This is a genomic window from Cellulophaga sp. BC115SP, assembly GCF_009905545.1.
Lineage (GTDB): Bacteria > Bacteroidota > Bacteroidia > Cytophagales > Spirosomataceae > Flectobacillus > Flectobacillus rivi.
The window spans coordinates 41,938-62,246 of sequence record NZ_JAAALB010000036.1 but is presented as its reverse complement, the minus strand read 5'-3'; the positions used below and the strand labels follow the sequence as shown (position 1 = coordinate 62,246).

Sequence of the window (20,309 nt, the reverse complement as noted above, 5' to 3'; positions counted from 1 at the left end):
GGTTAGGGGTTAGGGGTTAGGGAAAAGTCGTGATTTGTTAAAAGGGTTCTTGGGGTTGTGTGGTGTTTATAGAAATATGTTGATTACTGGACAAAACGATAAAGTATGATTCTGTTTTTTATACTTTTCATTGAATTTTATAAAAACAGTTTCAAACTGTTAAAAAAATGAGTCCAAGACTGAGTCTTGAACTAGTATATTCAATTTTGTCCAGTAATTAGATAAATCTGTAAATTCCAACGGCATAATATATATGGGCATACACAAGAATAGGAACACAGATGTGTCCCTATTCTTAATATTTACCAAAAGGCTATCACATTTTCTATTTACTAATGTCCAACATAGCTTTTAAGGCTTTGAGTGCTGGTTCACGAACGTCTTCTGCTACCTGAATTTCTGGCAACTCATAGAACATGGCGTTGTATAGTTTTTCCAAGGTATTCATTTTCATATATGGACATTCTGAGCATGCGCAAGTGTTTTTCTCATTGGCAGGCGCTGGAATAATCTTCTTATTCGGAACAGACTCCTTCATTTTATGTAAAATACCTGCTTCGGTAGCTACGATAAATTCTTGGCAATCAGAGTCTTTCACAAAATTCAAAAGAGCGGTAGTTGAGCCTACAAAATCAGCTTGAGAAAGAATAACCTCTTTACATTCTGGGTGAGCAATCAATAAAGCATTAGGATTTTCCTCCTTTACTTTTTTCAATTTCTCTAAGGAAATATCGATGTGAACAATACAAGCACCATCCCAAAGAATAAGGTCACGACCTGTTTTCTTGGCTACATATCTTCCCAAATTGGCATCAGGTGCGAAGATGATTTGCTTATCCGCAGGAATCGATTCAACCACCTTGAGAGCATTCGACGAAGTACAAATAATATCTGTCATGGCTTTGACATCGGCCGTACAGTTGATATAACTTACCACAACAGCCTCAGGATACTGAGCCTTGAATGCGGCGAATTCTTCTTTTGGAGCAGAATCTGCCAACGAACAACCTGCATTGAAGTCGGGGATAACGACTTTTTTGTTAGGGTTCAAAATCTTGGCTGTTTCACCCATAAAATGCACGCCACAAAATACAATCATATCGGCATCTGTCTTTTCGGCTGCTTGTGCCAAAGCAAGACTATCTCCCAAAAAGTCAGCCAAATCTTGAATTTCAGCATCTACATAGTAGTGCGCCAAGATTACAGCATTTTTTTCTTTTTTGAGTTTTAAAATTTCTTCTTTCAAGTCAGTTCCCTTAAAAGGTACCGAACGGCTCACATAGCCTACTTTATTTACTTCGTCTAGTAAGTTCATTTTTTATTAATCGGTGAATTGTTGTCTAATTTAAAAATTAATCAGGTTTTGATAGATACTAATATGAAATTGCAAGCTATGCCACACGGAGGTGTAACATACTTTTAAGCTATTTTATAGAAATGAAGGTGTTTTCCCATATTTCCGAAATCAGAAATCCCAAATCCACTATAGTTGAAAACACTTACACCTCACAATTCTTCATTATTCTTTAGTACGCTTTCAAACTTAAATCTAAGCTTTTGATTTGATGAGTCAATGCTCCACTCGAAATATAATCTACGCCACATTCGGCATATTGGCGAATGGTAGTTTCGTTGATACCGCCCGAAGCCTCGGTCAAGTATTTACCATCGATTAAGCGAACTGCTTCACGAAGGCTTTCAAAACTGAAGTTATCCAACATGATTCTATTAACTTGACCAATCGCTAAAACTTGTTGTAATTCTTCAAGGTTACGAACTTCAATTTCGATTTGGAGGCTTTTCTCCGTTTTCACTAAATATTCATTAGCCTGAAGAATTGCATTAGCAATACCTCCAGCATAATCTACGTGATTATCTTTGATTAAGATCATATCAAAAAGTGCGTAGCGATGGTTTACAGCACCTCCAATTTTGCAAGCCCATTTTTCACAAAGTCTAAAATTAGGCGTTGTTTTACGGGTATCTAATAATTTGGCATTGGTACCTTCAATCAAATTGACCATCGAGCGTGTATAAGTAGCAATACCCGACATACGTTGCATACAGTTGAGTACCAAGCGCTCAGCCTTCAGAATTGACTGTGAGCGACCTTCTACTGTTAATACGATTTGTCCACGGTCGATAGATGTACCATCCTCAAGGATAGTTGTAACCTGAAGCTCAGGATCAACTTCTGCAAAAATCATTTTGGCAAGTTCGACGCCAGCCAAAATTCCTTTATCTTTTACCAATAATCTGGCACGTCCAATGGCATCATGCGGTACAGTCGAGAGCGAAGTATGATCGCCATCACCGACGTCTTCAGTCAAAGCATTTTGAATGAAGTTTTTGATATAAGTTGGTTCTAAATAATTAAACATGCTAGATACAGATTGTTTTATGTCCCAAAAGTAAGAAAATTATTCAATTGTACTTTTGAAATTTTTTGTAGGCAATACCTCATTATTGTTATAAAAATCCCAAGAAAATTGGGTAAGTCTCTTTTTATACAGACGTAAAATTTGGTGTAAAGTTTGCGATACTTCTATAAAACTTGCTACTTTTGTGTTCAACAATGAAAAAAACATCTCACATATCGCGTTTGTTCAGCACTTTTTTCGTGTGCTTGATGCTGATGTTTACCGTTTTTGGTAAAACATTTTCGGCATCGCAGGTACACTATTCTGGTGTAAAAAAAGCGAAAACTGAGCAGTCCAAAAAACAAAAAGGAGCTACTCCTGAATGTTCAGTAAGTGAATTGTCGGTAATGCACGCTAGTCCAAGTATTAGTTTTGATGCCGTTAGCGATTTTGTTTTTTCGATTCCTAGCGTTGCGATTCCTGTGGCAGTTCATGCTTTGGGTCAGCAATTGAAGGTTACTTCTCCTAATATTCTTTACGAAATCCTGTTCGAGCATTTTATTGCTACCAATGCTCCCTGATTCCCTTTTTTCTTGGTTTAAATGATTGAAAGTCTAACGATATAGGCTTCATGGGCAATTTATGGGTCATTTGTATCACGATTTCCCAAGCTTCAGACTCAACATTTACTCCACCCTTACCAAACCCTTTTCCAATCTTGTAATAGGCGACTGTTACACAAGTAATTCACATTCATTTTTCAAATAACTAAAAACAAATGCGTTACAAAGGTGCCATTGTGTGGCTGACTGGTATTATTTCAGCCCTATGTTTGTTCTTCCTTTCGTTTACATGGAAGGCTAATTCGGTTCGTGAAGATGCAATTGCGTATGCAACATCGAAAGATGGAAAACTCGATCCAGCTAAAAAAACTCGTTATATCGATTCATTGTGGAAGCAACCAGTGTATTTGGGCTTCACATTGCAAGATGTAACTACTTATGCGCTTCACAAAGGTCTTGACTTGGAAGGTGGCTTCAGTGCGGTATTAGAAGTTTCTCCAGTAGAAATTCTACGTGCATTATCTGGAAAAAGCAATGATCCGAATTTTGAAAAAGCATTAGCAAGTGCGTCAAAATTGCAAGCAACTTCGACTAAGCCTTTCAATGAAATCTTCTTCGAGGAATTTGCTAAAGTTGCTCCAAATCAACGTTTAGCTACGATTTTTGCCAACTCAGTAAACCGCGACAAATTGAATTCAGGTTCTACTGATGCTCAAGTAAAGAAAGTGGTAAACTCAGAAATTGATGGTGCTGTAGACCGCGTTTATAAAATTATCCAAGCTCGTATTGACAAATTTGGTGTAGCTAACCCGAACATCCAACGTTTGCCGGGTACAAACCGTATTCAAGTTGAATTGCCAGGTGTAGACAACCCTGAGCGTGCTCGTAAATTGTTGGCAGGTGCTGCTAAATTGGAATTTGTTGAAGTTGCAGAAATCAACGAGTGGGGACAAGGCTTAAACACTTTGGGTGAATATTTGGCTGCTGAAGAAAAAGCGAAAAAAGTAAGTGTTGCAACTGCAACAACAGCTTCTACTGATACTTCAAAAAGTAGTTTGGCTGGTCAATTGGCTGCGCCAAAAACTGCTAAAAAAGATACAGCAAAAGCAGATACAACAGCAGGTGCTGCTTTGACAAAATTATTCTTGCCTTTGGACAACCAAGGAAGAAGCTGGGGTGTAATGCGTAAAGACACTGCTCGTGTTAATGAATTGTTCCGTCGTCCAGAAGTAAAAATGATGTTCCCATCAAACTTAACTTTTGTATGGTATGCTAAAGGTATTCCATCGACTACTGGTGACGAAATTATCCAATTAGAAGCAATCAAGAAAACTGAAAATCAACCAGCTCCTTTGGAAGGTGATGTAATTGTTGATGCTACTAACGACTACGATCAAAACCAGCGCCCAGAAGTTACAATGGTAATGAACGGTACTGGTGCTCGTATTTGGAAAAACTTAACAGCTGCTAGTATTGGTAAGCGTGTAGCTATCGTACTAGATAACTATGTATATTCTGCGCCAGTAATTAACGGTGAAATTCCTAACGGACGTTCATCTATCTCTGGTTCATTTACTGTAGAAGAAGCAAAAGACTTAGCAAACGTATTGAAAGCAGGTAAATTGCCAGCTCCTACTCGTATCGTTGAAGACGCTTTCATTGGTCCATCATTAGGTCAGGAAGCAATTAACCAAGGTTATTTATCAATGGCTATCGGTTTAGGTTTAGTAATCATCTTTATGATTGGCTACTATGGTAACCCAGGATGGATGGCTAACGCTGCCTTGTTGTTCAACGTATTCTTCATTGCTGGTATCACAGTTCAAATCCAAGCGGCTTTGACATTGCCAGGTATCGCAGGTATCGTATTGACATTGGGTATGGCCGTAGATGCCAACGTATTGATTAATGAACGTATTCGTGAAGAACTTCATAGAGGTGTAGGGTTGCTAGAAGCAGTAAAGTTAGGTTATGAAAAAGCGCTTTCTGCTATCTTGGATGGTAACATTACAACTATCATGATTGGTGTTATCTTGATCATCTTTGGTTCTGGTTCTGTAAAAGGTTTTGGTGTAACACTTTGTATTGGTTTGGTTACTTCAGTATTTACTGCGGTATTCGTATCACACGTATTGGTTGACTGGATGGTACAACGTAAAATTGCTGCTGGTAAAGAGAAAGAAGTAACATTCGAAACATTTATCTCGAAAGACCTATTCAAAGGAATGAATTTCGACTTTATTGGCAAACGTAAATACTCTTACTGGTTCTCATGGGGCTTAATTGCTTTGGGTATGGGTGTGTTGATTGCACAAGGCGGTTTCAATTTGGGTGTTGACTTCAAAGGTGGTCGTTCTTATGTAGTAGAATTTACTAAGCCAGTTGATGCAACAAACATCAAAGAAGCGTTGAAAGATGATTTCGAAGAAAAAGGCGTTGAAGTAAAAACATTCAACGGACCAACTAAGATGAAAGTTACAACTTCATATTTGGTTGAAGATGAATCAGCTACGGCTAACCAAAAAGTACGTACTGCTTTAGAAAAGGGTTTACAACAGTTTGCTGATGCAAAACCAGTGATTCTTTCAGAGTCTAAAGTAGGTGCAACTATTGCCGATGATATCTTGACACAGTCATTTGTGTCTATTGGTTATGCCCTAATTGCGATCTTTATTTATATCTTGATTCGTTTCCGTAAATGGCAATATTCATTGGGTAGCGTTATCGCCTTGTTACACGATACTTTAGTAGTATTAGGTATGGTAGGTATCGCTCGTATTTTCGGATTAGACTTGGAAGTTGACCAAATCTTTATCGCTGCGGTATTAACAGTTATTGGTTACTCAATCAACGATACTGTGGTAGTATTTGACCGTATTCGTGAAGAAATCGGTGTAGATGCAGATATGTCAAACAAAGAATTAATTATCCAAACTATCAATACATCGATTAACCATACAATGAGCCGTACTGTAATGACAGCTACGACGGTATTCTTAGTAGTATCAGTATTGTTGTTCTTTGGTGGTGAAATCTTGCGTGGTTTCTCATTTGCGATGTTTATCGGGGTAGTATTTGGTGCATACTCATCTATCTTCGTAGCCGCTCCAATCGTTATTGACCTTGGAACAGGAAAGAAGAAAGCTGTAGCGCCAGCCGCAAACCCTTCTAAGTAATTACTCTCAAAGACCTCATAGCCCCCAAAAGCTATGAGGTCTTTTTTTGTTTCACGACAAAATATTAACTATCTTGAAACACAGTTTATACAATTCTGTTCTGTAATTACCTTCAATCACAATAAAATAAACTAAAACCTTTTCTTTATGAGTAACAGTATTTGGCGCAAAAAGCCTATGTCAGCTTACGAGGCAGATATTAAAAACAGTGAGCTGAAGCGCGTCCTTGGTAAATGGAGCTTGACTGCTATCGGTATCGGTGCGATTATCGGTGGAGGTATCTTCGTATTAACTGGTACAGGCGCTCACTATCATGCTGGCCCGGCTTTGGCATTATCATTCGTATTAGCAGGTATCGGCTGTATTTTTGCAGCTCTTTGCTATGCTGAGTTTGCAGCTCTACTTCCTGTAGAGGGCTCAGCTTATGCCTACGCTTATGGTACAATCGGTGAATTCTTTGCTTGGATTATTGGTTGGGGACTTGTGTTAGAATATGCCATGGGGGCAATGACTGTAGCCGTGAGTTGGTCCGGGTACTTCAATAAGCTACTCCACTTATTCGGTATTGAAATTCCTTATTATTTAAAAAATGACCCATTTTCGGCAGCAACTTATGCTAAATCTATGGGACTTGAGCACGTAGGTTGGGGTATCAACTTACCTGCCTTTGTTGTTACTTGGTTGGTAACTTATATCTTGGTTAAAGGTATCAAAGAAGCGGCAAGTGCCAACAACATTATTGTAATCTTGAAAGTAGCTGCGATCTTATTCGTAATTATCGTAGGTGCATTTTTTGTAAACACTGCTAACTGGACTCCATTTATCCCTGCTCCTGAAATGGTAGAACACGCTGATGGTTCTATGAAAGAAGCTTACGGATGGGGTGGTATTGCGAGTGGTGCTGCGGCTATCTTCTTTGCTTATATTGGTTTTGATGCTGTATCTACACAAGCTGGTGAAGCTATCAATCCTAAGAAAGATATGCCTTTTGCCATTATCGCTTCATTGGTAATCTGTACAATCCTTTATATCTTGGTTTCTTTGGTATTGACGGGTATGATTAACTACAAAGACATCGTAGGTGATGCTTTGAAAGCGCCTGTAGCTTACGCATTCGATAAAGTAGGTCAACCTTGGGCAGTATTTATTATTACTGCTGCTGCAACAGCTGGTTTGATTTCGGTAATGTTGGTAATGATGTTAGGTCAAACACGTGTATTCTTAGGTATGGCAAAAGATGGTTTGTTACCAAACTTCTTCCGTCAGGTTCACCCAACTTTCCGTACTCCTTGGAAAAGCACAATCTTGGTAGGTTTCTTAGTATCAGTTGTATCAGCGTTTACGCCAATTGGTGTATTGAGCGATATGTGTTCATTCGGTACTTTGTTTGCCTTCGCCATGGTATGTTTAGCAGTATTGTTATTGCGTTACAGAGAGCCTAACTTAGAGCGTGACTTCAAAGCTCCGGCCTTGAAAATCGTTGCTCCACTAGGTATCTTAACAAACCTTTTCTTGATTTTCAACTTGGATGGTTTGGCTCAAAAATTGGCATTCGGATGGTTGCTAATTGGTTTGGTGGTGTACTTCCTTTACGGTAAACCAAACAGTAATTTGAACGAAAAGTAGATTTAAAAATTAAGCTTTAAGCTTGATTCTACAGATACTCAAAAGGCTCTAGCATTGATTTGTTAGAGCCTTTTGATTTTATTAAGAAGTTTAATTCACTCAAATTCAAAGCACTCAATCCCAAAAAACCTGTGGGTTTTGTTTTTTTATCCGTAATTTTGCATTTCGATTTTGACAGTCGATTATTAAATATGGCAACGTTACAAGAAGAAATACAAAAACGCCGTACATTCGGTATCATTTCCCACCCCGATGCGGGTAAAACTACGCTTACCGAAAAACTACTTTTGTTCGGTGGAGCTATCCAAACAGCGGGGGCTGTAAAATCAAATAAAATCAAAAAGGGTGCAACCTCCGATTTTATGGAAATCGAGCGCCAAAGAGGTATCTCTGTGGCTACCTCGGTAATGACTTTTGAATATAATGATGTAAAAATCAATATCCTCGATACACCAGGTCACAAAGACTTTGCCGAAGATACTTACCGTACGCTTACGGCTGTAGACTCAGTTATCTTGGTAATCGACTGTGTAAAAGGGGTTGAGGAACAAACCGAAAAATTGATGGAGGTATGTCGTATGCGTAATACGCCAGTAATCATTTTCATCAATAAAATGGACCGCGAAGGTCAGTATGCGTTTGACCTACTGGACGAGTTAGAGCAAAAACTCGGTATCAAAGTTCGTCCATTGACTTGGCCTATCAATATTGGAGCTAACTTTAAAGGGGTATATAACCTTTATGAAAAGTCTCTAAACTTGTTTAGTGCCAACAAAACCAAAATTGAAAAAGAGGTTGTTTCTGTAGATATTTGGTCTGAGGAACTAGACAAACGTGTTGGCGAACGTGATGCTAATCAGCTTCGTGAAGATGTTGAACTTATCGAAGGTGTTTATAACGACTTCGATCGTTCTGCGTATTTATCGGGGGAAGTTGCCCCAGTATTCTTTGGTTCGGCAGTAAATAACTTTGGTGTTCAAGAATTGTTGGATACATTTACTCAAATTGCTCCATCAACTCAAAAGCGCCAAACTGATACACGTATTGTAGAACCAGATGAGAAAAAGTTCTCTGGCTTTATCTTCAAAATCCACGCAAACTTAGATCCTAAACACCGTGATAGAATCGCATTCTTGCGTATTTGTTCGGGTGTATTTGAGCGTAATAAGTTTTATAAGCATGTGCGTTTAGACAAAAACGTGCGTTTCAACAACCCTTACAACTTTATGGCACAAGACAAGGAAGTCATCGACGAAGGCTTCCCTGGTGACGTAGTAGGTTTGTATGACACGGGTAACTTTAAGATTGGCGATACGCTCACTGAAGGTGAAAGCATGTTTTACCAAGGTATTCCAAGTTTTTCTCCAGAAATCTTTAAAGAACTTATCAACCTCGACCCAATGAAAGCCAAGCAATTGGAAAAAGGGATTGAGCAGTTGACAGATGAAGGGGTAGCGCAGTTATTTACGCAGTCTCATTTGGGTAATCGTAAAATTGTTGGTACCGTAGGAGAACTCCAATATGAAGTAATTCAATATCGTTTGGAACATGAATATGGAGCAAAATGTCGCTTCGATCATCGTGACATCGCTAAAGCATGTTGGATTACCTCTGAAGACCCTAAAAAATTAGCTGAGTTTGTTCGTTTGAAAGGACAGCAAATCGCTACTGATAAAGATGGTAATTATGTATTCTTAGCTGAATCTGATTGGATTTTGCGTATGAATATCCAAAATAACCCTGATATTCAATTCCACTTTACCTCGGAATTTAAGTTGGCGGCAGAGGCATAAGAACAACATTAAATTTTCTATTTTAAGGCTCGAATTAATTTAAGCAAAAGCAAAAATTAGTTCGAGCCTTTTTGTATAAATGCAAAATAAACTATGACTGTGGATTCTTGCTAATTTGTTAATAAAATTGTATTTTAAGCTTTTAAACCCCTGAAAATCACTAATGTTAATCTTTCTTTAAAAACAATTATTTTACCGTTTATTCAGAGATGACAATTCTTTGATTTTTCTTGAGAATTTATCTATATATTGCAGTGCTTTATTAATTATCGTTCAATTGCAAAGCTTTCTTAATTATGAAAAAATCTATCATTTTATCAGCAATGCTTTTTGCATCTGTATGCACTAAGTCTTTTGCTTCATCATCGTCTGAGTATTTTGTAGATGACGCTGCTATCGAAACAACTTTGAATGAAGGTGTAGAGGTAAACTACCTTACTCCTGTTTCGAATGCTGAGGTTTCTACTCAAAACAACATGTTGGCAGCTTCTGCTTCTATGCCAGCTAGTTCTGTTGCTGCAAGTAAAGATCCTGTTGTAGCATTCATTTTATCAACATTTTTGGGAGGTTTGGGTATCCACCGTTTCTACATGGGTACAGCTACCTTGACTGGAGTAGGTTATATCCTTACTTTGGGTGGTTGCGGTATCGTAGCATTTGTTGACTGGGTAGTATTGTTAATCGCTTTAGTTCAAGATGAAGGTATTGGCAAATACACAGACAACCCTAAATTCTTTATGTGGGGAGGAAGATAAGAATCGAAAGATTCAAAAAATAAAAAAGCTGAAGGACTCTCCTTCAGCTTTTTCTTTTCAGACTATTTCCGATTTGATAAAAGCCCTTTTTTGACTTGTTGATAATACTGATTTTTTAGATTCATATTCTTCTGTTCAGCCAAATAGGCACTCCTGCGAACTCCTCCAAAATAAAAGGCTTGAAATAGCCCTAGTCCTGTAAATATCCCTGTAAAATAATAGCCATTGATTATACTGTAAGCCCCATAACCAAGTGTTCCAAGTTGTAGTACCAGCGAAACAATTCCCTGAGTCGTATTGCCAGCATAAATCATTCCTGCACCTGGTACAAAAGTTGCCAAAGCTTCGGCCTTTCTGATACTTCTAAATTTTGGTTTTTGGGCAAAAGCAAATAAATCCTCAGCATTAATTTGTGTATGAAAAGCTTGATTATAGGTCGGAATAAGTGCTTTTGCTTCATCGTAACGGGCTAGTTGGGTAAGTGAGAGTATTTCCCAAAGCAACGTTGGCGTATGTTGCGTACTATCTTTTACGAAATGTTTAAACTGCTGGACATTGTTGAAGCAATCGTCATAAAGCCCTGCCAAAAAACTACATACAACTGTTTCGTTTCGAAGCGGTATCTGTTCTTGATCTTCGAGGTTACTAAAATCAAAGCGCTGACTCGTTTGTAACGCCATTGTAAACTTTTGTGCCGCTTTTTGGCAATAGAGCTTTTTCAGTAAAAAAGCATTTTTCATATCTTGAATTTGCTTATTACTAAGAGTTGAATCAGGCCATTCGCTAAGCTCAAAAAAGGCTTGTTCATAGCCTAACATCGCTTCGTCATATTGTCGTAGACGAAACAAACTATCAGCTTTTGATACAATGGCATTACGATTTTGCGCCTTAATTAAAAAGGGTACGCAAAGGAATATGCATATCAAATAGAATTTGCTCGTCGATTTTTTCATTAAATTCTTGTCTTTTGATTTTGACACTTAAAGCACTTCCCCAAATATTTCCAATATAAAAAAGGCTAAACAAGCTTCCATAAATAATAAATCGAGGACTCCCAACGCCATCTTTACGCAAGCCTTCATAAGCCTGTAATCCGAGAATGGTATTTTGCAAAAAGGCAGAAATTCCTTGTCCTAATTGCCCTCCTGCATAAATCTTGCCCGCTCCAGGAATAATGGCAGATAATAGTCCTGCCTTGAAACCTGATTTTTTTTGTTGTTTCAAAATATCGTCTCGGTAAAGCAAATAATTAGCTTGTTGCTTTTGTAAAGCATAAAGCGAAGGGTCGAGGTGTTTTTGAAGAGAATCAAAACGCCGTTGATTTCTTTGTAAAAGTGCCAAACCTGCTAGCTCAAAGGTTTGTAAAGAACGATTAAGACTATCTTTTGAATCAATGGCTCTAAAGTATTTTTCAGCTTTTGTAAAATCTCTTAAATAGCTATCTGATAATCCTGCCCAAAATTGAGATTTTGAGAAAAAAGGACTTTCTGAGGATACTTTAGAAAAGTAGACACTTGCTGAGTCGAGTTGTTTGAGCGAATAAAAAGCAAAACCCTTTTGGTAAGCCAATTGTAATTTGGTTTGTATCGAGATAGGATATTTTCGCTCAAGTTGATTGGTAAAGGTAATAGCGTCGTGATACTGTTCTTTGCCAATCAAATGTTGCAAAAAGAGGCTATCTTTTGTGATTTGAGAAATACCCGATTGGATACCAAGGAGCAACACGCAACTAAGAATAACCCAAAATCGAATATGAAGCTTATCAGACATAGTGGAGAGGAATACGAGGTTCGCTTACTTATACATTTGAGGCGAGTCAATGACTTTACCTTGCTCATTTACTCTGAATGGATTGATCGTAGTACCACTAATACGGTTACAGCGTGCCAATCTGTCGGCACTAAGCGCTACTCCTTTGAGTGGTCCATACATACGAATCGCCTCGCGACTAAAGCGTGAGCAAGATAGTTCGTAGAGGCAATTGGCCGAAAATTGTGGAGAAATCACCTTCTGATAAAAGGTTAATGTACCATTCATAACAAAAGAAATAGGATGAAATCCTTTCTTCCCAACCGATAAGGTTACTTGAGATTGTTCGGCTTGTTCTTTTTTCTCCAAAAGCTGTAAGTCAGTCTCTAGACTCTGAGCTTTAAGTGAATTACCCATAAGAAGCCCTAATACCAAGAAAAGTATCTTATTTAAGTGCTTTGGCATTGAGTGGTATCGTAAAGTTGAGAAGTTCATTATTGATAGCCTCATTAATTTTCACATCAGAATAAGAAGTTTTGGTGATAACCGAATCTTTTGCCGTAAAAAAGTCAATTTGTGTTACCGCTAAAGGGAACTCAATATCTCCCACTTTCTGAAAATTATAATAATATACCTTTTTCATCACCTTGCCTTCTCCATCGATATATTTGGTATAAATCGGATTTCCACCATTATGTACCAATTCTACCGAACGAATACTTTTGCTCAATTTAGCAGGCGCTATCCATGTACTAATCATGAGGTTTTTCTCAAACTTAGTCGCCTTATTAGTAAAGCCCATATTTCTCAATCCCAAATCAGATTTTTGGTTGTTCAAGAAATAATAAAACTGCGTAGTTTCTGTACTGAAAATGTAGTTTACTTGTTGAATAACGGTATTTTTCGCAGGGTCATAAATACTCACCTCGCCTTTGGCATTGTTGATAATGTACTGATTATTGGGCTGGGTAAAGTGGCTAACCATCTTCCCTCCTGCTACCTGATAGGCTATCTCTGATTTGATAGTGGCTGTTTTCCCGTTTTTATTAGAACGAGCAACCATTATCATACTAATTTTTTTGACGGTATTAGAAGAAAAAGAAAAGGCTAATGTCAGCATTGACATTAAGCCTAATAATAGATAAAGACGATTTTTTTGATTCATAGTCGAGATATAATAAAAGCCAAATTTACTTTCTTCCTGATATATATGAAAGTAAATTTGGCTTAAAACCATTAGCTATATTTGAAAATACTAAAATCCAAAAGAGACACCTGCTGTTACCCAAGAGGCACCCCAGCCTACTTCTCCAAAACCTGAAAGATTATTGCTCAATGGAAAACGAGCACCTGCTCGGGGATTAATAAATATAGTTGTTCTTGTTCCATACGTAACATTACCCGTATTTGTATTGTAGATATAATTATTACGGTCGAAGAGCAAGCCTGCACCAACGGCTACATACGGGTCGATAGAATCATCTCCTAAATTAAGGACATCTCCCAAATGATACGCTCCTCTAGCACCTACTCTAAATTGCCCATAGCTATAGTCACCATATCCTACCAAACCGCCCGAATTATAATAAGTATAACCTACCATTGGACCAATACCAATATTGTCTTCAATCGCAAACTCTGCATTTGCGTACGCACCAAAATACAGTAATCCAATACCCGCATTCAAAATTTTGTCACCACGTTTGAATGTTTGTGCTTGCGATGAAAAGCTAACCAATGCTACAAGAGCAAAAAGAAGGGCTGAAAACTTTAAATTTTTCATGATTTTGAAATGTTTAGAATAAAACTTAAATGAATGTTTTATGGGTTTTAACAAAAATAAAACAACATTTGAAGCCCACAGAACTTAGGGCGAATAACGACGATGGATAAGTTTAAAGAGTAAAAACGATATTCAAACCAACAGTTTGGTCGTGACTTCTGGCACTAATTACTGAATAATTCTTGAATAAGTGAATGATTTAATGAGTAAATGGTCAAAAAAAAAGCGATGTTACCAATGAAGATAACATCGCTTTTTACCGAAAGTAACTTATATCATTATTTCAATCCTAAATCTTCTTGAATAGCTGAAACCTTAGCTTTTAAAGCTGCAAGCGTGTCGTCAAAGTCAGCAGGATTAGCTAATGGCGCATTTACCGAAACATAGAATTTAATTTTGGGCTCTGTTCCTGACGGACGTGCAGAAACTTTAGAACCATCTGCCAAAATCAACTGAATTACGTTAGATGACTCCATACCCAACCCTTCAGGAATCGCAGTGATTTCACCTGTTTTAAGGTCTTTCGAAGTTAAGTTTTTGTAATCTAATACCGTTACTGGCTCAGAACCAGCTACAGAAGTTGGCAAGTTGGCACGAAGATTTGCCATCATTTGTTGAATTTCTTCAGCACCAGCTTTTCCTTTTTTAGTCAAAGAAATCAAGCCTTCGTAGTAGAAATTGTTTTCTTGGTACATTTCTGTCAAGAAGTCAAACAATGACTTACCATTATCTTTTGCATAAGCTGTCAATTCTGCAATCATTGCACAAGAAGCTACAGCATCTTTGTCACGAACGGCATCACCAATCAAGTAACCATAAGATTCTTCACCACCACCGATGAATTGCTCTTTGCCTTCTAATTCACGAATTACCGCAGCGATGTATTTAAAGCCCGTCAAAGTATCGTAGCATTTTACGCCTTTGCTAGCACACATTTTTGCGATGATTTCAGTAGTTACAATAGTTTTAGCGACAAACTCTTTACCTGTTAGTTTGCCAGCTTTTTCCCAAGCACCCAACAAATAATAGATAATTAAGCTCGCCATTTGGTTACCGTTCAACAATACCCATTCGCCATGAGGATTTTTTACAGCAGCACCTACACGGTCGGCATCTGGGTCAGTAGCAATTACCAAATCAGCATCAATATCTTTAGCCAAATTTACCGCCAATGTCATTGCTTCGGTTTCTTCAGGGTTCGGATATACTACCGTTGGGAAGTCACCATTTGGTTCTGCTTGTGCTTCTACTACGTTTACATTTTCAAAACCTAGCAAAGCCAAGGCTTGAGGTACCAAGGTAATGCCTGTACCGTGAATAGAAGAATATACAATTTTCAAATCCTTCTGACGAGCAATTACGTCTGGATTGATACTATTATGCTGGATTGTCTTTAAGTATTCTTTATCTACTTCTTCACCTATAAAGGTAATAAGCGATTCGTTGCCGTTGAAGTTGATATCATCTACCGAGGTGATGTTATTCACCTCTGTTACGATATTTTTATCGTGAGGAGCAACCACTTGTGAACCATCGTTCCAATACGCTTTGTAACCATTGTATTCGCGAGGGTTGTGAGATGCTGTAATTACTAAACCAGCGTCGCAACCCAAATGACGTATCGTAAATGATAGCTCAGGAGTAGGACGAAGTGCCGAGAAAAGATATACTTTGATTCCGTTTGCCGAGAAAATATCAGCACAAATACGAGCAAAGAAAGGAGAATTGTTACGAGAATCGTGTGCAATAGCTACTTTGATTTCTTTGCCTGGAAGACTTTGTTTAAGATAGTTTGAAAAACCCTGTGTAGCAGCTCCTACGGTGTATTTATTCATACGGTTCGAACCCACACCCATTTCTCCACGCATACCGCCAGTACCAAACTCCAACGATTTATAGAACGAATCCGAAAGTTCTGTTTCTTTTCCTTCGTCTAGCAACTGCTGGATTTTAGCTTTTGTTTCTTCATCATAGTTACCAGTTAGCCAAGTATCAATGTTTTTCTTGGTAAGAGCGTCTAAACCTGTTGACATAGTTTTATCTATTTGAGAATATTTAGAAAAATGAATAATCTGGTTTTAAAAGTGAGGCCAATAAGATTTTTGAGGCAAAATTTTTGGTTGACATCAAAGCAAATATAGAAATTATTCTGAATAGGAGAAGCCCCATTTAATAATTTCGGTCAAAAACCGTAATATGTCTTTCTTTTGTCCAATAAAAAAACCACTAAGCAACTTAGTGGTTTTAGTTTTTGCATGAAATCTTTAAAAAATTGAAATATTTTTCGATTTTTTAGCTTAAATCTCCACAAGCATGGCTCCATAAGAGTAACCACCGCCAAATACCGTTACGATGATTTTGTTACCTTTTTCGAACTTGCCTTTATTTTCGTCCATGGCAATAGCACAGCCAGCACAACCTGTATTGCCTAAATAATGGATATTTGAAATCATTTTTTCGTCAGGTACACCCAAAGTACCAGCTACGTTTTTGGTGATACGATAATTGGCTTGGTGAGGGATCACAAAAGAAATATCCTCAACAGTCAATCCGTTTTTCTCCATTACCTGCTTACTTACTTTTGGCATGTAAGTACAAGCATTGATAAACACATCTTTACCATAAGGCATAATCAAACCACGGTGAAGCGGTTTAAGTGTTACACCTTCCGATGCTTTCCCTACGTTGGCTGCACCACCAGTAATCAAATCTTTGATTTCCCAGTTTTGCTCTCCTGCTTTTTCTTTAGAGATAGATAATACCGCTGCGCCATCGCCCCAAAGGTGTCCAGCTTTGGTATCATCTTCGTTGTTGTAAGCAGTGTTGTGCTCCGAAACAACTACGAGTGCCTTGCTAGCTTTGTTCATAGCAAAATATCCCTGAACGATTTCGATTGCATTGAGTAATGAAGAACAAGCAGACGAAATGGTTACTACTGGAATTTCAGAGATATTTAACGCGTGTTGTAATGCGTGGCCTAGTGTAAATATATTATCGTGTGGAGTGTAGGTAGCACCTACAATTAGGTCAACTTCAGAAATGTCGTAAGGTAAACTTTCAGTAATCTTTTTGGCTGCCTCCAATGCCATCGTATGCGTATTCTCCTCAGATGATGCTTTGCGACGCTCACGAATTCCAGTACGCTCAACAATCCATTCGTCGGTCAATCCATTGAGTTCTTGAAAATAGGCATTCGTAACAACTTGTTCGGGCAGGTAACTTGCAATTGCGTTAATGAACATTACGTGTTAGTTTAAGATATTAATTATGAAATACAGTCCAACTTCGTTGCAAGGTTAATGCTAACTTTGGGCTTTGCTAGATAGGGGAAGGTTTAAATATTGGTACAAACATCAAAGATTTTCAATCGCTGGATGCCTTATTTAATCATCTATTTTGCACTGATACTCAAGTATTTCCTGTACCTAGTAAATATTATGTGACTAGCTGATTATCAAGGCTTATCACTAATACAATACCTTTGAACTACAGATGGTTGGGAATTTTAGTTCAATTCATTATAGCAAAAAGCAAAAACTTTGAATTGAAACTTTATGCAAAGGAAATTAATGTTTTAGCATAGTACAAGAAATTATTGGATAAATATAATTTATACTTCTTTAAATCCAATAATTTTTTGTATTATTTTGATGTTTTTTGGATAATACTTATAAATGTCAGAAAAAGAAGGTAATATCATTCCGTTTGGTATGGTTTATCATTGTGAGCATCGAAATTTAGCTCGTAAAAGCTCAGTAAATCAGCGATTTTAGAGAGAAATATTCCGATAGTTAAGGCTTTTCCGCAAACTCGAAGGATATTTGTAAATAGTTTAGTTTTTTAAGTGAATAGGCAATAATCAACGTACAGAAAAATCCGTTTTTGATTGTCTTAAGTCTTATCCATCAAAATATAAGAGGCAAACATTCGTGAGGGTTACTATTTTTAGCACATTCGATACTTTTGGAGGAGCTTCCATCGCTGCTTCTCGCTTGCATCAAGCACTTGGTCGCTATGGCGTACAGTCGCGTATGCTGGTTCAAGACAAAAAAGGGAAAGCCCCAGAGGTATATTCTGTAGCTAATAATTGGGTGCAACAAAAAATTGCCTTGGCACGATTTGCAGCCGATCGTTATCAGTTTGCTTTTTATGAAAAATCAAAAGCAGTTCGTTTTGTTTTTTCGCAAGCTCAAATAGGAATAAATGTCACCTCTGAAGCAGTTGTTAGGGATGCAGAAGTTTTTCATTTACATTGGGTAAATTTTGGTTTTCTATCTGTAAAATCTTTAACTCAATTGTCCAAACTAAATCGCCCATTCGTATGGACCTTGCACGATATGTGGGCATTCACAGGTGGATGTCATTATAGCGGTACTTGCGAAAGTTATCAACAGTCCTGTGGAAATTGTGAACACTTTTTGAAAAAGCCTTCAGCTGATGACCTATCTCATCAAGTATGGCTTCGGAAAAAGGCATTATTTGACCAAATGGATTTAACCCTTGTGGCTTGTAGTGAATGGCTGGCTGAAAAAGCCCGTCAAAGTAGTTTATTACAAGGCAAAAAAGTCATTTCGATTCCTAATCCGATAGATACGAAGCTTTTTTATCCGCAAAACAAGACAGAAGCTCGCCAACAGCTTAATTTGGCACAAGACAAGCAATATATCTTATTTGCCGCCATGAAAATTAGTGATGCACGCAAAGGCTTTCAATACTTTGAAAAGGCGATTCAGCATTTAATAACACAAAACCCCTCGTTAAAAGATAGTGTAGAATTATTGGTGATGGGACAAGCCCAAGAAGCAGATTTTGTAAATATTCCCTGCAAAGTAAATGTTTTAGGTCGCCTATCTGATCTTTCGAAAATAGCAACTACCTATGCCGCTGCGGATGTATTTGTGATTCCGTCTTTGGAAGAAAATCTTCCGAACACCATCATGGAAGCTATGGCTTGTGGAACACCAGTGGTAGGATTTGAAACAGGGGGTATTCCTGAAATGATAGAGCACCTTCAGACGGGATATGTAGCAAAAGCTCCTTCTGCTGAAGATTTAGCCAATGGAATAGTGCATATTTTACAACATCCCAACTATGAGGGTTTATGTAAACAGGCTCGCTCCAAAGTAGAATCCGAGTACGCAGAGTCTGTCGTAGCCAAGCGTTACGAAACACTTTATCAATCTCTTCTTTAAATACGTTTTTTGATTGTGAGAAAAATATCAATAATAACCATTACCTACAATGCCGAGGCATTTCTGGAACGAACTATCAAAAGTATCTTGGCGCAAACCTGCCAAGATTTTGAATATATTATCATTGATGGAAAGTCAAAAGATAGTACGCTTACCATAGCAGAAAAGTATCGTGCCCGAGTTGACTTACTAGTATCGGAACCAGATAAAGGGCTCTATGATGCGATGAATAAAGGACAACGAATGGCAACGGGTGATTTTGTGTGGTTTGTCAACGCAGGAGATGAAATTAATGACCCTTCAGTAGTTGAAAAAATTTATCAACAGGTTACGCCAGAAACTGATGTGCTATATGGTGATACCTATTTTGTCAATAATGCGGGGGAAATACAAGGATTGCGCTCGGTGATAACGCCGCATAGGTTGCCTAAAAACCTCCAATGGCAAGATATGAATTTGGGAATGCTCGTGTGTCATCAATCATTTATTGCTAGCAAAAGAGTAGCACCTGTGTACTGGCAAGAAAACTTAAGTGCTGATGTAGATTGGGAAATTACGTGTCTTAAAAAAGCCCAACAAGTGGTTTATCTGGATTTTGTTGTAGCCAAATACCTAACAGGAGGGATTTCGAATAAACAACTCAAACGTTCACTAATTGACCGTTATAAAGTATTACAAAAGCATTTTGGTGTGTTTGGAGCGATTGGGGCACATGTTCAAATCCTTTTTAGAGGTATCAAACTGATTATTACCAAGGGTGGGAAGTATTGGTAGGATATACCAACATAGCTCTGGCTTCTAACGACATTACTTCTTCTTTTTGATAAAAGAACAAAGCCCTATTACGATCGGCTCGCGGACTTTCGAGAAATGCGTTACAGGTATCTAATAGGGCTTTTTCACGTCCATACTCATTGAGAAATGCCTCGATAGTTTTAAGCCAAAACCAAGTAAGTGTTTCGTGATATCCTCGTTCAAAACCCACGGGGCCACCAACAGAGCTATTGAATAGAATAATTCGTTGGCGCACCAATAACATTGCCTGAGTAAGCGTGTATTGTCGCAAATACCAAACGCCCATCGCCAAATGTGCTTCATGTGTCCAAGCCTCCGCAGGCAAACAGCAAGTGTTGAATTTTTCTATTAATGTTTCGATTTCTTGGTCGGATTGGAATAGTTGCATATTTTTCATTTTGGTAATAATTATCAATAATGTCTGATAATTTAGCAATAAATATACCTTTATTTTATCAAAAATAATAATATAAAGAGACGGATATTCTATCTAAGATGTTTAAAATCATATATAAAA

General features: G+C 37.9%; 17 protein-coding genes. 7 read left to right on the top strand and 10 right to left on the bottom strand.

From position 1 onward, the window contains the following. Nucleotides 1-325 precede the first annotated feature (325 nt). A complete protein-coding gene (gene nadA / locus GVN22_RS20575) occupies nucleotides 326-1,315 on the bottom strand; it encodes a quinolinate synthase NadA (protein WP_095161500.1) in 990 nt (329 codons plus the stop codon). A gap of 211 nt (nucleotides 1,316-1,526) precedes the next feature. Then, on the bottom strand, nucleotides 1,527-2,381 hold the full coding sequence (gene nadC / locus GVN22_RS20570) for a carboxylating nicotinate-nucleotide diphosphorylase (RefSeq protein ID WP_166552894.1): 855 nt from the start codon (nucleotides 2,379-2,381) through the stop codon (nucleotides 1,527-1,529). Nucleotides 2,382-2,575: 194 nt separating this feature from the next. On the opposite strand from nadC, the gene GVN22_RS20565 reads away from it, so the two are divergent. From GVN22_RS20565 to GVN22_RS27905, 5 genes are all read left to right on the top strand, one after another. Continuing rightward, a complete protein-coding gene (locus GVN22_RS20565) occupies nucleotides 2,576-2,941 on the top strand; it encodes a hypothetical protein (RefSeq protein WP_166552893.1) in 366 nt (121 codons plus the stop codon). Between the two features lie 197 nt (nucleotides 2,942-3,138). Next, nucleotides 3,139-6,099 carry a protein translocase subunit SecDF gene (secDF, locus tag GVN22_RS20560; RefSeq protein WP_166552892.1) on the top strand — a complete coding sequence of 987 codons (2,961 nt, stop codon included), beginning with the start codon at nucleotides 3,139-3,141 and terminating at the stop codon, nucleotides 6,097-6,099. Between the two features lie 147 nt (nucleotides 6,100-6,246). Continuing rightward, nucleotides 6,247-7,725 carry an APC family permease gene (locus GVN22_RS20555; protein WP_166552891.1) on the top strand — a complete coding sequence of 493 codons (1,479 nt, stop codon included), beginning with the start codon at nucleotides 6,247-6,249 and terminating at the stop codon, nucleotides 7,723-7,725. Nucleotides 7,726-7,916: 191 nt separating this feature from the next. Next, nucleotides 7,917-9,518 carry a peptide chain release factor 3 gene (locus GVN22_RS20550; protein ID WP_166552890.1) on the top strand — a complete coding sequence of 534 codons (1,602 nt, stop codon included), beginning with the start codon at nucleotides 7,917-7,919 and terminating at the stop codon, nucleotides 9,516-9,518. 296 nt (nucleotides 9,519-9,814) lie between these two features. Continuing rightward, a complete protein-coding gene (locus GVN22_RS27905; protein ID WP_240915725.1) occupies nucleotides 9,815-10,273 on the top strand; it encodes a TM2 domain-containing protein in 459 nt (152 codons plus the stop codon). A gap of 62 nt (nucleotides 10,274-10,335) precedes the next feature. Here the strand turns inward: GVN22_RS27905 and GVN22_RS20540 are convergent, their stop codons facing one another. The 7 genes from GVN22_RS20540 to GVN22_RS20510 all read right to left on the bottom strand — a co-directional run bounded on the left by GVN22_RS20540 (nucleotide 10,336) and on the right by GVN22_RS20510 (nucleotide 17,047). After that, nucleotides 10,336-11,121 carry a hypothetical protein gene (locus GVN22_RS20540; RefSeq protein ID WP_166552889.1) on the bottom strand — a complete coding sequence of 262 codons (786 nt, stop codon included), beginning with the start codon at nucleotides 11,119-11,121 and terminating at the stop codon, nucleotides 10,336-10,338. Between the two features lie 40 nt (nucleotides 11,122-11,161). Continuing rightward, on the bottom strand, nucleotides 11,162-12,043 hold the full coding sequence (locus tag GVN22_RS20535; protein ID WP_166552888.1) for a tol-pal system YbgF family protein: 882 nt from the start codon (nucleotides 12,041-12,043) through the stop codon (nucleotides 11,162-11,164). A 24-nt stretch (nucleotides 12,044-12,067) separates the two neighbouring features. Then, on the bottom strand, nucleotides 12,068-12,487 hold the full coding sequence (gene yidD / locus GVN22_RS20530; RefSeq protein WP_166552887.1) for a membrane protein insertion efficiency factor YidD: 420 nt from the start codon (nucleotides 12,485-12,487) through the stop codon (nucleotides 12,068-12,070). Continuing rightward, on the bottom strand, nucleotides 12,468-13,187 hold the full coding sequence (locus GVN22_RS20525) for an outer membrane lipoprotein-sorting protein (RefSeq protein WP_166552886.1): 720 nt from the start codon (nucleotides 13,185-13,187) through the stop codon (nucleotides 12,468-12,470). Before GVN22_RS20525 ends, yidD begins: the two co-directional genes overlap by 20 nt. Nucleotides 13,188-13,277: 90 nt before the next feature. Then, nucleotides 13,278-13,805 (bottom strand): hypothetical protein, encoded by a 528-nt coding sequence (locus GVN22_RS20520; RefSeq protein WP_166552885.1) that lies wholly within the window; start codon nucleotides 13,803-13,805, stop codon nucleotides 13,278-13,280. Between the two features lie 278 nt (nucleotides 13,806-14,083). Continuing rightward, nucleotides 14,084-15,838, bottom strand: a complete 1,755-nt coding sequence (locus GVN22_RS20515; RefSeq protein WP_166552884.1) for a phospho-sugar mutase — start codon at nucleotides 15,836-15,838, stop codon at nucleotides 14,084-14,086. A gap of 264 nt (nucleotides 15,839-16,102) precedes the next feature. Further along, nucleotides 16,103-17,047 (bottom strand): 3-oxoacyl-ACP synthase III family protein, encoded by a 945-nt coding sequence (locus GVN22_RS20510; RefSeq protein ID WP_166552883.1) that lies wholly within the window; start codon nucleotides 17,045-17,047, stop codon nucleotides 16,103-16,105. Between the two features lie 687 nt (nucleotides 17,048-17,734). Between GVN22_RS20510 and GVN22_RS20505 the strand changes: the two genes are divergently transcribed. Both GVN22_RS20505 and GVN22_RS20500 read left to right on the top strand, forming a co-directional pair. Continuing rightward, nucleotides 17,735-18,997 carry a glycosyltransferase family 4 protein gene (locus GVN22_RS20505; RefSeq protein WP_166552882.1) on the top strand — a complete coding sequence of 421 codons (1,263 nt, stop codon included), beginning with the start codon at nucleotides 17,735-17,737 and terminating at the stop codon, nucleotides 18,995-18,997. A gap of 15 nt (nucleotides 18,998-19,012) precedes the next feature. Then, nucleotides 19,013-19,771 (top strand): glycosyltransferase family 2 protein, encoded by a 759-nt coding sequence (locus tag GVN22_RS20500; protein WP_166552881.1) that lies wholly within the window; start codon nucleotides 19,013-19,015, stop codon nucleotides 19,769-19,771. On the opposite strand, the gene GVN22_RS20495 is transcribed toward GVN22_RS20500, so the two are convergent. Beyond that, entirely contained in the window at nucleotides 19,746-20,180 is a 435-nt protein-coding gene (locus tag GVN22_RS20495) for a hypothetical protein (RefSeq protein ID WP_166552880.1), read from the bottom strand. The two genes, GVN22_RS20500 and GVN22_RS20495, sit on opposite strands and share 26 nt — an antisense overlap. Between the last annotated feature and the right edge of the window lie 129 nt (nucleotides 20,181-20,309).

Bases quoted from the DNA above. Each gene is read 5' to 3' on its own strand.
- GVN22_RS20510 (WP_166552883.1), bottom strand. From the start codon at position 17,047: ATGTTCATTAACGCAATTGCAAGTTACCTGCCCGAACAAGTTGTTACG.
- yidD (WP_166552887.1), bottom strand. From the start codon at position 12,487: ATGCCAAAGCACTTAAATAAGATACTTTTCTTGGTATTAGGGCTTCTT.
- GVN22_RS20535 (WP_166552888.1), bottom strand. From the start codon at position 12,043: ATGTCTGATAAGCTTCATATTCGATTTTGGGTTATTCTTAGTTGCGTG.
- secDF (WP_166552892.1), top strand. From the start codon at position 3,139: ATGCGTTACAAAGGTGCCATTGTGTGGCTGACTGGTATTATTTCAGCC.
- nadA (WP_095161500.1), bottom strand. From the start codon at position 1,315: ATGAACTTACTAGACGAAGTAAATAAAGTAGGCTATGTGAGCCGTTCG.
- GVN22_RS20555 (WP_166552891.1), top strand. From the start codon at position 6,247: ATGAGTAACAGTATTTGGCGCAAAAAGCCTATGTCAGCTTACGAGGCA.
- GVN22_RS27905 (WP_240915725.1), top strand. From the start codon at position 9,815: ATGAAAAAATCTATCATTTTATCAGCAATGCTTTTTGCATCTGTATGC.
- GVN22_RS20550 (WP_166552890.1), top strand. From the start codon at position 7,917: ATGGCAACGTTACAAGAAGAAATACAAAAACGCCGTACATTCGGTATC.
- GVN22_RS20520 (WP_166552885.1), bottom strand. From the start codon at position 13,805: ATGAAAAATTTAAAGTTTTCAGCCCTTCTTTTTGCTCTTGTAGCATTG.
- GVN22_RS20515 (WP_166552884.1), bottom strand. From the start codon at position 15,838: ATGTCAACAGGTTTAGACGCTCTTACCAAGAAAAACATTGATACTTGG.
- GVN22_RS20565 (WP_166552893.1), top strand. From the start codon at position 2,576: ATGAAAAAAACATCTCACATATCGCGTTTGTTCAGCACTTTTTTCGTG.
- GVN22_RS20495 (WP_166552880.1), bottom strand. From the start codon at position 20,180: ATGCAACTATTCCAATCCGACCAAGAAATCGAAACATTAATAGAAAAA.
- nadC (WP_166552894.1), bottom strand. From the start codon at position 2,381: ATGTTTAATTATTTAGAACCAACTTATATCAAAAACTTCATTCAAAAT.
- GVN22_RS20525 (WP_166552886.1), bottom strand. From the start codon at position 13,187: ATGAATCAAAAAAATCGTCTTTATCTATTATTAGGCTTAATGTCAATG.